Annotated in this window: 20 protein-coding genes; 19 read left to right on the top strand and 1 reads right to left on the bottom strand. The window is 47.8% G+C overall.

The genetic code is table 11. From position 1 onward, the window contains the following. The first annotated feature begins 6 nt into the window (after positions 1 to 6). From ACUN2T_RS06750 to ACUN2T_RS06765, 4 genes are all read left to right on the top strand, one after another. Positions 7 to 444 carry a hypothetical protein gene (locus ACUN2T_RS06750; RefSeq protein WP_445496819.1) on the top strand — a complete coding sequence of 146 codons (438 nt, stop codon included), beginning with the start codon at positions 7 to 9 and terminating at the stop codon, positions 442 to 444. Further along, entirely contained in the window at positions 437 to 910 is a 474-nt protein-coding gene (locus tag ACUN2T_RS06755; protein ID WP_445496820.1) for a hypothetical protein, read from the top strand. The genes ACUN2T_RS06750 and ACUN2T_RS06755 overlap by 8 nt, the downstream gene beginning before the upstream one ends. A gap of 295 nt (positions 911 to 1,205) precedes the next feature. After that, a complete protein-coding gene (locus ACUN2T_RS06760) occupies positions 1,206 to 1,457 on the top strand; it encodes a helix-turn-helix domain-containing protein (protein WP_110147515.1) in 252 nt (83 codons plus the stop codon). Between the two features lie 3 nt (positions 1,458 to 1,460). Beyond that, positions 1,461 to 2,783, top strand: coding sequence for a type II toxin-antitoxin system HipA family toxin (locus ACUN2T_RS06765; RefSeq protein ID WP_445496821.1), 1,323 nt, complete (start codon positions 1,461 to 1,463; stop codon positions 2,781 to 2,783). 2 nt (positions 2,784 to 2,785) lie between these two features. On the opposite strand, the gene ACUN2T_RS06770 is transcribed toward ACUN2T_RS06765, so the two are convergent. Beyond that, complete coding sequence (locus ACUN2T_RS06770; RefSeq protein WP_445494444.1) at positions 2,786 to 3,670, bottom strand: IS982 family transposase; 885 nt, start codon at positions 3,668 to 3,670, stop codon at positions 2,786 to 2,788. 194 nt (positions 3,671 to 3,864) lie between these two features. Between ACUN2T_RS06770 and ACUN2T_RS06775 the strand changes: the two genes are divergently transcribed. From ACUN2T_RS06775 to ACUN2T_RS06845, 15 genes are all read left to right on the top strand, one after another. After that, positions 3,865 to 4,137: a hypothetical protein gene (locus ACUN2T_RS06775; RefSeq protein WP_445496822.1), complete on the top strand. Its 273-nt coding sequence runs from the start codon at positions 3,865 to 3,867 to the stop codon at positions 4,135 to 4,137. Positions 4,138 to 4,177: 40 nt separating this feature from the next. Next, positions 4,178 to 4,567 carry a hypothetical protein gene (locus tag ACUN2T_RS06780; RefSeq protein ID WP_445496823.1) on the top strand — a complete coding sequence of 130 codons (390 nt, stop codon included), beginning with the start codon at positions 4,178 to 4,180 and terminating at the stop codon, positions 4,565 to 4,567. Positions 4,568 to 4,752: 185 nt separating this feature from the next. Continuing rightward, positions 4,753 to 5,106, top strand: coding sequence for a hypothetical protein (locus tag ACUN2T_RS06785; RefSeq protein WP_445496824.1), 354 nt, complete (start codon positions 4,753 to 4,755; stop codon positions 5,104 to 5,106). Between the two features lie 214 nt (positions 5,107 to 5,320). Continuing rightward, on the top strand, positions 5,321 to 5,848 hold the full coding sequence (locus ACUN2T_RS06790) for a hypothetical protein (protein WP_445496825.1): 528 nt from the start codon (positions 5,321 to 5,323) through the stop codon (positions 5,846 to 5,848). Next, positions 5,848 to 6,186 (top strand): hypothetical protein, encoded by a 339-nt coding sequence (locus ACUN2T_RS06795; RefSeq protein ID WP_445496826.1) that lies wholly within the window; start codon positions 5,848 to 5,850, stop codon positions 6,184 to 6,186. Before ACUN2T_RS06790 ends, ACUN2T_RS06795 begins: the two co-directional genes overlap by 1 nt. Then, on the top strand, positions 6,176 to 6,484 hold the full coding sequence (locus ACUN2T_RS06800) for a hypothetical protein (protein WP_445496827.1): 309 nt from the start codon (positions 6,176 to 6,178) through the stop codon (positions 6,482 to 6,484). The genes ACUN2T_RS06795 and ACUN2T_RS06800 overlap by 11 nt, the downstream gene beginning before the upstream one ends. A 553-nt stretch (positions 6,485 to 7,037) precedes the next feature. After that, positions 7,038 to 7,322: a hypothetical protein gene (locus tag ACUN2T_RS06805; protein ID WP_445496828.1), complete on the top strand. Its 285-nt coding sequence runs from the start codon at positions 7,038 to 7,040 to the stop codon at positions 7,320 to 7,322. Between the two features lie 121 nt (positions 7,323 to 7,443). Beyond that, complete coding sequence (locus tag ACUN2T_RS06810) at positions 7,444 to 7,614, top strand: hypothetical protein (RefSeq protein WP_445496829.1); 171 nt, start codon at positions 7,444 to 7,446, stop codon at positions 7,612 to 7,614. 174 nt (positions 7,615 to 7,788) lie between these two features. After that, entirely contained in the window at positions 7,789 to 8,028 is a 240-nt protein-coding gene (locus tag ACUN2T_RS06815; protein ID WP_445496831.1) for a hypothetical protein, read from the top strand. A gap of 61 nt (positions 8,029 to 8,089) precedes the next feature. Next, positions 8,090 to 8,311: a hypothetical protein gene (locus ACUN2T_RS06820; RefSeq protein WP_445496832.1), complete on the top strand. Its 222-nt coding sequence runs from the start codon at positions 8,090 to 8,092 to the stop codon at positions 8,309 to 8,311. Between the two features lie 163 nt (positions 8,312 to 8,474). After that, positions 8,475 to 8,813 carry a hypothetical protein gene (locus tag ACUN2T_RS06825; protein ID WP_445496833.1) on the top strand — a complete coding sequence of 113 codons (339 nt, stop codon included), beginning with the start codon at positions 8,475 to 8,477 and terminating at the stop codon, positions 8,811 to 8,813. A gap of 949 nt (positions 8,814 to 9,762) precedes the next feature. Next, positions 9,763 to 9,978 carry a hypothetical protein gene (locus ACUN2T_RS06830; protein ID WP_445496834.1) on the top strand — a complete coding sequence of 72 codons (216 nt, stop codon included), beginning with the start codon at positions 9,763 to 9,765 and terminating at the stop codon, positions 9,976 to 9,978. Positions 9,979 to 10,115: 137 nt separating this feature from the next. Then, complete coding sequence (locus tag ACUN2T_RS06835; protein ID WP_445496835.1) at positions 10,116 to 11,273, top strand: hypothetical protein; 1,158 nt, start codon at positions 10,116 to 10,118, stop codon at positions 11,271 to 11,273. Between the two features lie 161 nt (positions 11,274 to 11,434). Next, complete coding sequence (locus ACUN2T_RS06840; RefSeq protein WP_445496836.1) at positions 11,435 to 11,986, top strand: hypothetical protein; 552 nt, start codon at positions 11,435 to 11,437, stop codon at positions 11,984 to 11,986. A 206-nt stretch (positions 11,987 to 12,192) separates the two neighbouring features. Further along, positions 12,193 to 13,386: a hypothetical protein gene (locus ACUN2T_RS06845; RefSeq protein ID WP_445496837.1), complete on the top strand. Its 1,194-nt coding sequence runs from the start codon at positions 12,193 to 12,195 to the stop codon at positions 13,384 to 13,386. Positions 13,387 to 13,393: the final 7 nt, after the last annotated feature.

The following is a 13,393-nucleotide window of genomic DNA, read 5'->3' on the forward strand; positions in this document are numbered from 1 at the left end:
TACCCGATGCGGGAAAAAGACATCGTTCACGAGAACGGAAAATTCTGGGTGTTGCGCGATAAAGACGCTTACTGCGTGATGAAGTCCGGCGTAACCCACGCGGTGGGTGATAGTGCCTATGCTCTGAATGAAGATGGTCTGAGCATTGCGATCACGCGCTGCGACTACCTGGCAGGCCTCGTTGAAACGACTGAGCGGGTGGGTTTCGCCAAGACTCTGCATTTCTACATGACTGAAGCTTCTGCCTGGCTGTTGGAAGAGCGCCGGGAATACATCCAGCGCGTGATAGTTAAAAGGCTGGTGGACGGTATTGCGGATATAGCTGTGCTCTCACCTGAATCAGCAACCAAACCGAGCTCAATCGAGCTGAAGCAACTATATGTCGATGCTTTGGTGTTTTTCGCTGAAAGAGGTTTCATAACCAACGGAAGAGAAAATGACTGATGGCGACATTGGTACAGATGACCTGGAAGAAATCAAAATCGGGCTGAGGGCTGCGCTATGCAATATCACCACTCCGCCAGCGCCAGCAGGTGAAGTGGTGGTCACTCGCAACGAACGCGGTGATATAGTCGCCGTCACTCGGCAGGATGGCGAAGGCCGGGTAGTTGAGGTCATCGCGGAAAGCAATGCGCCGCCTGCGCCAGCGGTGCCGGATATGGACACTATAGCCCTTGAGGCGGCCAGGTTGGTTGTGCATGACGTTGACCGCAGGGATGATCTAGGAATTAAAATGAAAGTAGAGCTGACAGAAGATGGATACACACCGGACCGTATGTGGAGATTGGTTCCAGTAGAGCCTTCATCAGAACAGAGGCTGGCAAGCAAAAGATATCGCTCAAAGAACAAGATTCCCACTGGCCCTGGTATATATAAAGCCATGATAGGCGCATCACCTAAGCCTGATTGATTCTAAGATGATCATTCAGCAAGAAGTGAATCCAACCAACTGAGATGCTGGCCCACCTGTCCTTCCTTTTCAACTCCCACCAGCAAGCCCGGCTTATGTCGGGTTTGTTTATATTTAAAATTTACCCTCACGTTATACGCCAATCCGTATACGGGTTATTTATACCCCTAAGCGTATACTTGTGTTTTATACTACTTAGCGTATATGTTGACATTATCCGCTTTAGCGTATATATTAATTTTATTCGCTATGGCGTATATACTTGACGGGATGATTATCACTGTGGGGGGAGGGAGTGAAGATTACAACACCAAAGATGCTTGCTGCTGCAATGCGCGAGCAACGCAAAAAAAACAAATTAACCCAAGCGCAAGCCGCAGATCAAGTCGGTCTCAGGCAAGCGACAGTTTCTGAGTTTGAGAACACACCTGAATCAACGAAACTCGAAACATTTTTCAAAATTCTTGCCTCTTTGGATCTGGAACTACATGTAGTAAAGCGTGGCTCTACACTAAATGAAGGTAAGGTTTGGAACAAGGAGTGGTAAGTGATGAGGGCTCAGATACTGTCTGTTGCTATGAATGGTGATTTGGTTGGCAAACTAACCAAAAATACTGATGGTGGGATGTCATTTCAATACGCAGAAGAATGGTTAGCAGAACCAGGGGCGCGGGCAATCTCATTATCACTTCCTTTACAACGTGGACGCATAATCGGTAGCGCGGTTTACAATTTCTTCAGCAACCTTTTGCCTGATTCTGACGCAATTATTGATAGAATGCAGGTTCGTTTTAAGGTAAAAACAGACCATCCTTTTGATCTGCTCGCCGCTGTGGGTCGTGACTGTGTTGGCGCAATCCAGTTATATTCTCCTGATGCTGAAATTCCATCGGTGATGGAAACCCATGCCGAACCTCTAAATGAAAGCCAAATCGAAGAACTTTTAGACGGCTATCAAACCGCACCTCTTGGAATGGACGAGGATGTGGACTTTCGGATCTCCCTCGCAGGGGCTCAAGAGAAAACAGCATTACTTTGGTATCAAGACTGTTGGCAGCGGCCACAAGGCAGTACCCCGACAAGTCATATTTTCAAATTACCCATAGGCCTGATTGAACACCATAACATTGATCTGCGCGAAAGCTGTGAAAACGAATGGCTATGCTTGTGTATAGCAAGAGAATTTGGATTTCCAGTCACCAACGCTGAATTGGCAATGTTCGGCCAGAAAAAGGTACTGATCGTAGAGCGTTTTGACCGAAAATGGTCTTCATCTGGAGACTGGCTGTTGCGCCTTCCTCAGGAGGATTGCTGTCAGGCTTTGGGTATTGCACCTGCATTAAAATATGAATCTAATGGGGGGCCAGGTATTGAATCTATCATGACGTTGCTTCTGGGTTCACAAAAAGCAATCGACGATAGAGAAATGTTCTTTAAATCACAAATCCTGTTTTGGATGCTGGCTGCGATAGATGGGCATGGGAAAAACTTTTCCATCTTCATTGAATCAGGAACGTCTTTTCGTTTAACCCCTTTGTATGATGTACTGTCCGCTTTTCCTATCTTTGAGTCCAGAGGCATAGAGACCAAAAAGGCAAAAATGGCTATGGCATTACAAGGGAAAAACAAACAATACCATTTTTCTATGATCCAACCGCGTCATTTTATCAGTACCGCTACACAGGTCGGGTTTTCGACGAAAATGGCAACGCAACTGATGCTTGATATGGCCGAAAAGACAGATGCTGTTATAGCTGCCATATTACCTCAGCTACCTGAAGATTTTCCTGAGCACATTAGCAAAGCCATATTTGCTGGGTTATCAAAACAAGCTGATAAGATTAAAAGATGGGCCTCCTCACAAACTAACTAACCTCAGCTTCGTTTAAAGATAGCGATCTCATTATCCCGTAGATTCAAGCTCGGTTTTTTAGGCTGGAATGTATAAGCAATAAGACCGGCAGCAACTTCTAACAAAAAACCGAGCTGACTGCGATGCCTTGAATGTTCTATCTGAGAAATATTTTTGAGCTGGTCGACGACCGTTTCTATCAAAAATCGCCGTCTTAACATCAACCTATCCCAGAGAGATAATGCTTTGGCTTTCATGTTACTCCGGACATTGGTGATTAACGTGACACCTTCCGCTTCTAACTCATCGCATAAAGCCTGGGACAAATACCCTTTATCCCCATACAAACAGCCTGTGAGTCCTTTTGTCAACGCGCTGACTGGCTGACGATCATCCTGGTTTCCTGCGGTGAGTTTCACGGCTAACAATTCACCGCAATCATTGATAACCAAATGAAGTTTAAAGCCATAAAACCAGCCTGTGCTCGTTTTACCTCGTTGTGCCATCCCTTCAAATACGCGATGACGAGGAATACGACGATTGTGACAAACAGCAATTTTGGTGGAATCAATAAAAGCAATTCCTTGAGTTTGTGCCTTACGTGATGAAAGAAAAGCGCATAAAGGAATAAGCGCCCTTTTTTTCAGGGTGAGGATACGCGTATAGCTGACTAATCCGGGGAAATCGGCTGTAAGATATTGTTTTACATGTTCAATATAAAATGTTTTAAAATCACGATAATGACTCATATGAAATAAAATGAGGATCATCATGACTTCACTGAGAGAAAGAGATGCCTCCCGGTGTCGTTTACGTAATCCATGTTCAATGAGTTGTTGATGCCAGAGAGGAATAAATTTTTGGCAAAAGTCATCGACGCAGCAGTAAAGTTCTTCTAAATTAACCATGCCTGAGGGTCTCCACGATTTTGTTTTCTTTAGCAAAAACTTTGATCGTGCCTCAGGCACTTTAGTTCCCTTCCCTTAAGCGAAGCTCAGGTTAACTAAGACTGAACAAGAGCCCAGATTACTGGGCTTTTTTTTCGTCAACCGACGAACTGCTCGCATAATGAAAGCACCTTTTTCACGATCGAGTCACCATAATGACTAACCTCATCTGGAAACCGAGCGAAAGCCGGTGGAACCAAGGCGAGCAACTCTATCTGGGCCAATTTAAGATCGGGTCAGCTTACTACGATGCGACGCATACGCGTGGGCAAGAGTCTTATGCTACCCGTTGCAGCCTGCCTGGCCTTAAGGGCGATCTGGGTCATTATCCTGATATGGCCGCAGCCAAAGAAGTCGTAGGGAAGGCAGTAACTTTCTGGCTTAAAAAAGCTGGGTTACAATTCACCGAAGTCACCAGTAAGTCGTAAACCAAAAGCAGAGTATCGCTGTCAAAATCGAGAGGCAGTAATGACGTCTAAACGAGGTACCGAATTACCCAAGGGGGCAGGTGTTGCCTTCTTATTGTTGCTGTTCTGCTCTGGAGTGGCATTGCTCTTTGGGGTTGGGTGGCTGATTACAGCAGTTATGAACTGGCTTGAGCTTTTCCCTTATAAGCTCCGGGGATTTTCATGCCAATGGCAACCCGAACCAGGTTGCCTGACAATCATTGACGCCCCAACGTCGTTTTTGGGTTACCTTGTTACGGGCGTGGCTGGATGCATCGTATTGCTATTCTCCTGCGTTTTCATTGGTATAGCTATTGCAATGGTTTATGAGCTAGCAAAAGCCATTGACAAGCACTGCGGAGGGCTTGATAAGTATGGCGCGACGTTATTCTCACGCATATTCAAAAAGTAATTTCTGTGATAGCTGGTCTTCTTCATCAGCAAGCGCAAAGAGCCCGGCAATGTCCGGGTTAGAGGACCCGGACGATGAGCTTTAAACCCGATGACCTGGAACAATTACTTAACGCAGCGCGTAGGGGAGAGCAAGCTCGCGCATCAGGCTGCGACGGTGAAATCATTGAGGCCTCGGCCGAGTTAATGAGCCAAGTTGATGCTCTGGGCGGTATCTCGGCGGTTATCACTACGCTGGTGGAGATGATTACCGCCAAGTCTTCGAAAGGAAATAAGGAATCTTTGCGGAAACGTGTCGTTATGTCTTTGCAGACCCCGAAGGAAAAGGCCGCAGAACTGACGAAGTCGGATCTGGATGCGCTATGGAGTTTGCCGGAGGGCTGGTTTAAGCCATTTAACCTGTACATCCTGCGGCCGCAGTATCGGTGCGAACGTCTTTATGAAGCGGGGGTGCTTGAAAGCCGTATGAGCGGTGAGTACCCCGACCATTACAGAGAGTACCGCGTGAAAGAAGGGTGTCGAGAAAAACCAAAGTCATAGACAGCCACCAGCATAAGCCCGAACACTTCGGGCTTTTTTTCGTCACAGGAATGACCCGCCGGATAATGGAGTCTCAATAAACCCACAGGAGGTCACAGTGGCAAGCGAAGAAATCCTAGAGGTTACACGTATTGGACGTGCCGATGGACAGTGGGGCTGTAAATGCCCTCACTGCGGCCGTGCTATGTTCTTTTCTGAGGACACCATTGAAGAGGTGAGAGGAAGCCAGTACCAACATACTGCACGCCTATCTTTCATCTCTGAGCAACGCTGCAACGGCCGGTTGGAAGTTTCGACCACCGCCAAATATTCACGCATCATGTTTGATCAAGGGGGAAGAGTGATGCTTTCTGTTGAACGTATGGATGAAATTGCCCGCTTGGTTATTCACCTCAATCACATCAAAGGCTTTGCTGCGGTAACCAGTAGCGGTGAAACTGTTATGGATCATACGCTGGTGGAGCAGATCACTACCGCGTTGCAAGACCTTACTGCACAATTGCAGGCTGTATCTTTAAACAGCACAGGGCAAATTAACGAACTTGAGGCTTTCAACGCCATGCTGGCTTCTGACTATTCCTCCGACAAAAGCGGGGCTGTCACTGAAGCGGACGAAAAAGCTTTCATTGCTGGGCTATGGCGTGTATGGCAGGCGCGTGCCGAGTTGGCGCGTCCAGCGATCCCATTGTTTGCCGTGCCGGAAGGGTTCATGCTTGCGCCTACGAGATGGGGTTTGCCGTGATGGCAGGGGTTCACCCGGACGACTATGCAGCCATGATGGCGCAGGCTCCTCGTATTAACGTGGAGTGTGAGCATGTTGCGTATGTCACTAAAGACCGTCGGCACATGATCTTCAAAGACAGCCCGAACATGCTGCCCGATGATATCTCCGGTCTGGACAAGCTGGTGGTGTTGAAAGCGGCGGTGCCTGCGCCACAATACAAGGCGATGCCGCGTGAAATGACCGATGAGATCGGTGAGGCAATCGCGAATGAAGCGCGTTGCTGCGGCGGGATAGCGTTGTCCATCTATGAAGCGGCACTGGATGCAGAACCAGAAGGGAAGGCCAATGAAAAGTGAAGGCATAGGCGAAGAGCAGTTGATCGACATCTTCAAGTACGAACCTGAAAACTCACCGCTACGCATCATCGCCGAAGAGCTCCTGGCGCGCCGGAAAGACGATAAGGAAACTTCTCCCGAAAGCGTAGTGTTAATGTGGGACAGTGTCAAAGCTATGGACAAAGAGCTACTGCTTAACCTGTTGAGTTCTATTTGCCGCAAATACATCAAGCTGTACGGCCAGCACACCGAAGCCACTCGGCGTGCTCGCGAGCTATCCGCAAAGCTGGTGGCTATACAGGGGGAAACCGATGAGTGAAGCCAGTGACAAGGCCGATCTGCACCGGCAGCTAGTCCGCCTGGGCGATATGATGGGAGATGGTCTCCATCACGAGCCAGACGGCAAGGATCAGCAAGGAGTATCGCCGCGTAGCCAAGGCATTAGGTTACGACATGCCAGCGGTAAAGCGACAGCCGGACCCGGCGCGAGAACAACGAACTGAAGCCATCAACCAACGGATGCAAGAGCGTGTCCGTGATGTGCCCTGCCAAAAGTGTGGTGGCGCATTGAAGCAGGTCCGTTCCGGCTCAGTGAAAGCTAACTGCGAGCCTTGCAGCATCCGGTATACGTTGCTCATCGTCCAGAGAAAAAAATCTCGTTAATCTTTCAGGTCGCTCACATATGGGGCGACCTCATTTCCATATTTCGTCACCGCCAGGTCAACCTCTACAATCAGGGTATTCATTCCTTTCAAAATGGCATCAAGATGCTTTTTCCCTTTTTTATAGACGGCATATCAGGGTTTGTTTTCATGGTTTTGATAGCCATCTCTTTCATCCTCGCGATCTGGGTCAACCAATAAGGAATTACTATGCCTGAAGCTCCAAATCACGGTGCGGGAACTATTACAACATCCGATCTGTATTTTCGCTATACAGCATATTCGGGGCGTCGTCATACTCTCAAAGTCACAGCATTCAATTTTGACGGAGGGGCCTATGTTCAGGAATTCCCTACAGTGACGATCCCTGCGGATAAAATCAGGGTGCTACGCTGCACTTGCGGGGCAAACAATTGGACGGATGACGGCCGATATATTAACGACTATTGCTGCGGGTCCTGTGGCGTATACGTAACTATTTGCGCGGGTAAATAACCATTTTCAAATCCGTACTTTGTTTTTGAAAATACCCGCCCTTTGCGCCTTCGTCAGCGGTTGGGGGTAACGGAAACTAATTGCACAAGATATGAAAACTAAACAGCAATTAGGAGTCAGCATGAAAGCTCAAGCCGTTCGAAATCGTTCTGTCGATGCATTCAAAGCCCGTACAGCCAATATTATTAACGCCGTTGTCATGCATGACGCCACGAGCGCCGTTCTCTTCAGCCTGATTGTATTCGGCCTGGTTTACTGCGGCGTCCTCTTCGGTGTTCAACCTCTGAAGTAATCCAATCCCAAGGGGTCGGGCGAGAAACCCGACCATTACTGTCAGGTGCGACCCTGATGGTGTTTTAGCCCCTACTTATAGGGGCTTTTTTTTACTCTGAAGATCATAGGTTATTGCGCAAAATTCAGCCTTGTGTTTTCATTCGCCAACTAAGGGGTTCATTTTGGCTGCACGATGACTGATTCTGTTTTCAAAAAAGCACTGGCTGCGCTGGAGGGAAGGGGACTAACGCTGGCGGAAAGCGTTAACCGGATATTCCTGATCCTACCAGAGTATGGTCGTTTAAACGTAGCTGTTATAAACCAAGCTGGTGAGCCCGATACAGCTACTCTGACCGTTCAGCCTGATGGTCAGGTGAGTTGTCGGCTGTCTGGCGAGCCAAGAGACAATTCCCCCGTCAGGAAGGAATGGTGACATTCTTCGTCAGCTGTACTGCTGAAACGATAATAGGCTCTCAATCACAAAGGGGGTCTCAATGTATAGCGATGACATCAAAGCTAAAATCAAGAACAATCCTGATCTGGCAGCAACATTACTCGCGAACTGCCATCACCGGGTAACTTACAAAAACGGCCTGGACATGGACAAAATGAACCACGTTAATGCGAGCCTTGTTCGTAGTGCGGTCCGTGCCGTAGAAGGCGCACCTCTTCCGGTAAAAGCCAGCCCATCGGTCGTAAAACGCAACCAAAAATAATCACGCACCCTCGAATCAAAACAGAGAGTTCCAGTCAGTCTGGAGCTCTTTTTTTCATGCAAAAAAAGATGTTTTTTGACCAAAAAGCTTCGCCAGATCTGCGAGTGTGAGATAATTATCTTAGTTAAACAAACACACTTTTTCAGATTTGGAGGGCACAAAAATGGCATTCAGCATCACTGACCTGTTCCGTCGTACTCGTAAAGCAGTGGCACATGACATCGTATTTGTGCCCGGTAATCCAACTGATTTAGAAGACGAAGAACCAGAATTCTTCACCCAGGAAGAGCTGGAAGACATGGAAAACGAGCAGTACGCTAAACAGGTTGACTATTACTATGAAGATGACTTTGACCATGAAGTTGAATTCATCAAAGTAAACAAAAAGATTAACATCAGCGGCATGAAGCTGATGAACCAGTTCACAGAACAGGTTATTTTCGACCAGACTGTTGGCAGTCATATCACTCCGGGTGGTTTCTACGGTTGTGGTACGTTTTAATTCAGTGTGTAAGGAGGGCTTAGGCTCTCCTTTTTTGAATCTTTTCCTGCCAAGCCGCCCTTTACCTCATAGTTCACGATCAAAATAAGCGCCGCAGGGCGCGTTCACAGCAGGTTGCATAAACCAGATGTCCGCGAAAGGATGCCACAGCAGCCAGGACGAGCCCCCGCGAGGCCAACTTGTACGCCAGGATAAGACAGGGACTGGATTATCAGGCGGCTCACCAAGCCCATATGGGCACAGGCTGACAGAGGGAGGGGTTTAAACACCCCCTGACCGATGTGAGTAAAGGATCATCCAATGGTGGTTTTCCCATTTTCGGGATAACGGGGCCGCGACCGCCACCAAACACACCACCTATGCGAAAAAGGACCGCAATTCGCAGACCTTTTTTCTTTGTCGGCCAATTGAGTTAAGAGAAGATACTTAAGTCAAACGGCAGAGGTGGATCCCGCTATGCGCAGGGGCCAGTATCGAAGTCTTCTTTACTCCTTTGAAATAGCGAGTTGACTTGATACGATCAACTCACTGGGAGGCACCCAGCACCGCTGTCGCCATAGCTGGTTTTTTTTATTAAAATCTCCTAACCGAAAACTCCGCTTTAACGTCTCTCTGAATAGAGAGAATAACAACGCGAGCGGCTTTGGTATTGGCAGCGGATGGTAATTAAAAAGCCATTTTAACGTAGAGTCATCGCAGGGCCAGCACTTGTTGCTGGCCTTTTTTCTGTCTGAAATTTCGTCAGTTGATTAGGTTGAGAGATAATTAGGTTGTGCGGTGAATCTCACTCAGCGCTGAGACCAGTATCAACAGTGTATAAAGACAACTTCGGTTTCCCCTTTTTATTATGTTAAAACACTGGGTAGTACGGAGAGGCGGGCCAGCTTGATACGACAGGTTCACTGGGAGGCACCCAGCACCGCATTATCTATCACTTTCAATTGAGGTCATGATGAGCCAGAAAGAATTTGCGATCGGTGATGAAGTCACCTGGACCAGTCAAGCACAAGGCTATGAGCGTGAAAAGAAAGGAACAATTGTTGCTGTTCTGAAACCTCATGCCCATTTCACTAACAAGCATCAGGAGAGTTTCCCTGATTTGTTTAAAAGCTCCGGCGTCGGATACCCACGCGACGAGATCAGTTACGTGGTTCGCGTTCCGTAAGGCAAAACCAAAGCATTACTGGCCGCGTACATCTGCACTGAAAGCTGCTAAGTAAACCATCAATACATCAAAAATAAAGGCCGGGATTCGGCCTTTAAAATTCCTAATCATACAGAGTATGAATAAAGATGAAGTGTATGCGCCGAGTGTCCATTGGGTTGTTTGTTTTGCTGGTAACGGTAATAAACTACATATTTGTATATAATTACGCGTTCAAGCAAGTGAGACAGTTTGAAGGTAATGAGCGCGAATTTAAAGCGCTCCACGGGAACGGACTGGCTAAAAACCAGGATGGTCAATTTGATATTAAAATGCTTTCGCATCGTTTGATTGCGTTGGATAGAGAGTTCGCAGCCGCTGATGAGCGCGCGGCGGGACAAGCTATCGTTAACGTGAATGCCTACTTATCTGCTGTTCGCGCGAAATGTACTACCAACGGAAGCGATGAGGGGAACGCCGCATATGTGGCCTGTGCCGGGAACCAGATCGGTCAGCATTTTTATTATTTTTCCAGTACGGAAACTACCAGCAATTATGCTCAGCACCGCTCAGGAAGTGAAACCAACACCTATTTGATGATCGACGCTACAAATCATCTACCCATCTCTGCTTCTATCGTGTTCTCGCCGGGCCATGCCTTCTTTGCCTGGAAAGACAGCTTCGGGGAGTACCAATACTGGGAAACCACGGCCAATAACAACTTAGGGGAGTTAGCTGACCTACAAGATCCCCTGTACGTGAAAAACCCAGACCGGACCTATTACACGCCGCTTCAAGGTTCGACAATTGAAGACGTGTACTTGGCCGAAATCTATGAGGCTGCTACCAATAAGCCAGATCTGGAGCGTCTGTATCAACAGAACTTCGAGAATATGCGTATAGCTGACGTATACTTTGATCAGAAATCTCGAAATTTTGCGGTGCCGAGTAGCGACGTCGAAATGACAGAACACGATGCACACTATCTGCGTTCACTGCTTCAAACCGATGTTTCAAGTGCAAGCAAGCGCATTGCGTTGGCGCGCTACTACCTGCACTCCGGGGACCAAAAGCGGGCACTTAAAATCGTAGACGACATTAATCCATACGTATGTTTAAGCGACTGTTACGCAATAGCAGTCGAGGCAGGTAAAACCACCTATGCCGTGTTAGAGCCGGTTTATCGATGGTTCGACGAACATAGCCAGGCGCGCGGATACGCGCCAAGTGCTGGCGATTTTCTAAGTACCGTTTTTCTCTTCAACACATTTCTCGTCCTTCTTGCTTGTTGGTGGTTCATTTTCATTCGAAAATAACGCAAAACGACATGAAAGCCCGCGAAGTGCGGGTTTTCTCTTATGCAGAAAACTTAATAAAAAAGTAGTTTTTTCATCTTAGCTGTTTGTCAGCGGTTATGGCTGGGTGATACTGGATTCTCAAGAGGTAAACAAAACGAATAACTCAATGGGGATTTACAATGACTCAGCAAATCACGCAGACTCGTATCACTTTGACTTCTTTGAAGGTGCATTCATCCGTAAGCCACGAAGGCTGGTGTTTTGAAACCAATGTCAGTTTGGACGGTAAAGTCATTGCCACTTCATACAATAGCGGCACTGGTGGCTGTACCTTCATCCATGCTATGGACGGTAAAGGCAAGCAACTGGAAGAAGCTGAAGCCTTTGCTAAGAGTCTCCCTGCGATTGAGTCTGATTTCAACGACCCTAAGACGGGCAAAAAAATGATGCATGACATGGATCTGGAGTTTTTGATTGAACTGCTGGTTTCCGATATGCAGCACGAGAAAAAGCTGCGTACCCGCTTTAAGCGCGAATTCCCTAAGAAACTGCTCTATGTGAAAAATGACGCGTTGTACGGTATCAACGGCGTGGATATCAGCAAGGCCAAAGACAAAGCCGCGCTTTTTACGGGGTGCCGTGAACATAACGGTAAAGACATCATCATTCTGGCGGAACTGCCTGAAGCAAAGGCTTGGGAACTGTACAAAAGAACTATGGGTACTAAGTAAGTCACCTCAGCCCGCTTCGGCGGGCTTTCATCGTTAACATATAGCCAAAAATTAGGGGAATAAATCGAAAGGGCTTAGGATCTGACTGGTCCCCCAAGGGACATACTGAGGGCGAAAAAAAAACCGGTCTGGTGAACCGAGTTATTTTTCTGTACCGAACGCGGTTGGTGTCCGCGAATCGGAACGATTATGCCTATAATTGCAGCATGAAAATACTCGTTGCTCTACGCCGCACCCCTTGGATCTACAAACTCTGCCAGTTTGTGTTGATCATTTATTCTCTTTCCTGTTCCGGGATCATCATCTACAAACAGGCTTTTCCGGCAAGCCGGGCGCTGGACGTTAACACCCGCGAGTTTTACAACAAATACCAGCCCCCTTCTGGGCGGGATACTACGTTCACCCCATCCCTTATCTCTCACCGCATAATTGCGATGGATGCCGATGATGGAATAATCGGAGCTGTGGCTACCAGTGATGCGCTGGCAAACGTTAATAATTACCTCTCGGATGTTACTAGCCGCTGCCATTATGCACCGAGGGGTAAGGCCGCCTCAGAGTTTCTGAACTGCGCTAACGGTGTACTGCATGACCATTTTTATTACCACTCTGCCGATGATGCTGGTCGGGGATATGCGGATCATAATTCTGATTGTGATGCCAATGTCTTCCTGCTCATGGATGCAGCGAAGGAGGCTGGCCTTCCGACCTATATCGTTTACGCTCCCGGCCATGCGTTTATTGCGTGGAAAGATGATCATGGCAGTTTTCGTTATCACGAAACGACGGGGGAGAACAACAAAGGCAGACCCTTCGATTTCAGGGATAGGCTGTACAAAAAGACAATGGACAGGACGTATTATTCCCCGCGAGCGTATGACGATCCTGAAGTTTTTGCGACCTATCGGGCATTAACGTCGTCGGTATCAGGGCGCGGTGGGGAACTAGCGTCGCTGTTAAAGCGTTACCCTGACAACACCTTGATATTGAGTGCGTCGTTGCGCTGGAAGCGCCAACATGGAACCATTTCACCTGACGACGTTGAACGTATAGAAAGCACCCTTATAACCGATGTCACTGATTCTGGACTGTATCTGTCACTCACCGACGTTTATCTCAGGGCCGGATTACGAGAGCGAGCGCGAGAAGCTTTCGACCACGTACCGGCCCGTGACTGCGATGATGAGTGTTACGGTTATGGTATCCGCCTCGGGATCGCGAAATTCAGACTGATGAACCCAATATGGAAACCATATTCTGCATACATGAGCGACCACGGTGTGAGTGCGAATACATGGACGTTTTGGGGAGTATGGCCGAAACTGCTTACCCTGCTGGTGGTACTGGCGTTTATCATTCACTGGGTATTGACCGCAAAAAATCCAGAGCAGGAATACTGACCGCTGA

Source organism: Photorhabdus machadonis, assembly GCF_052657765.1.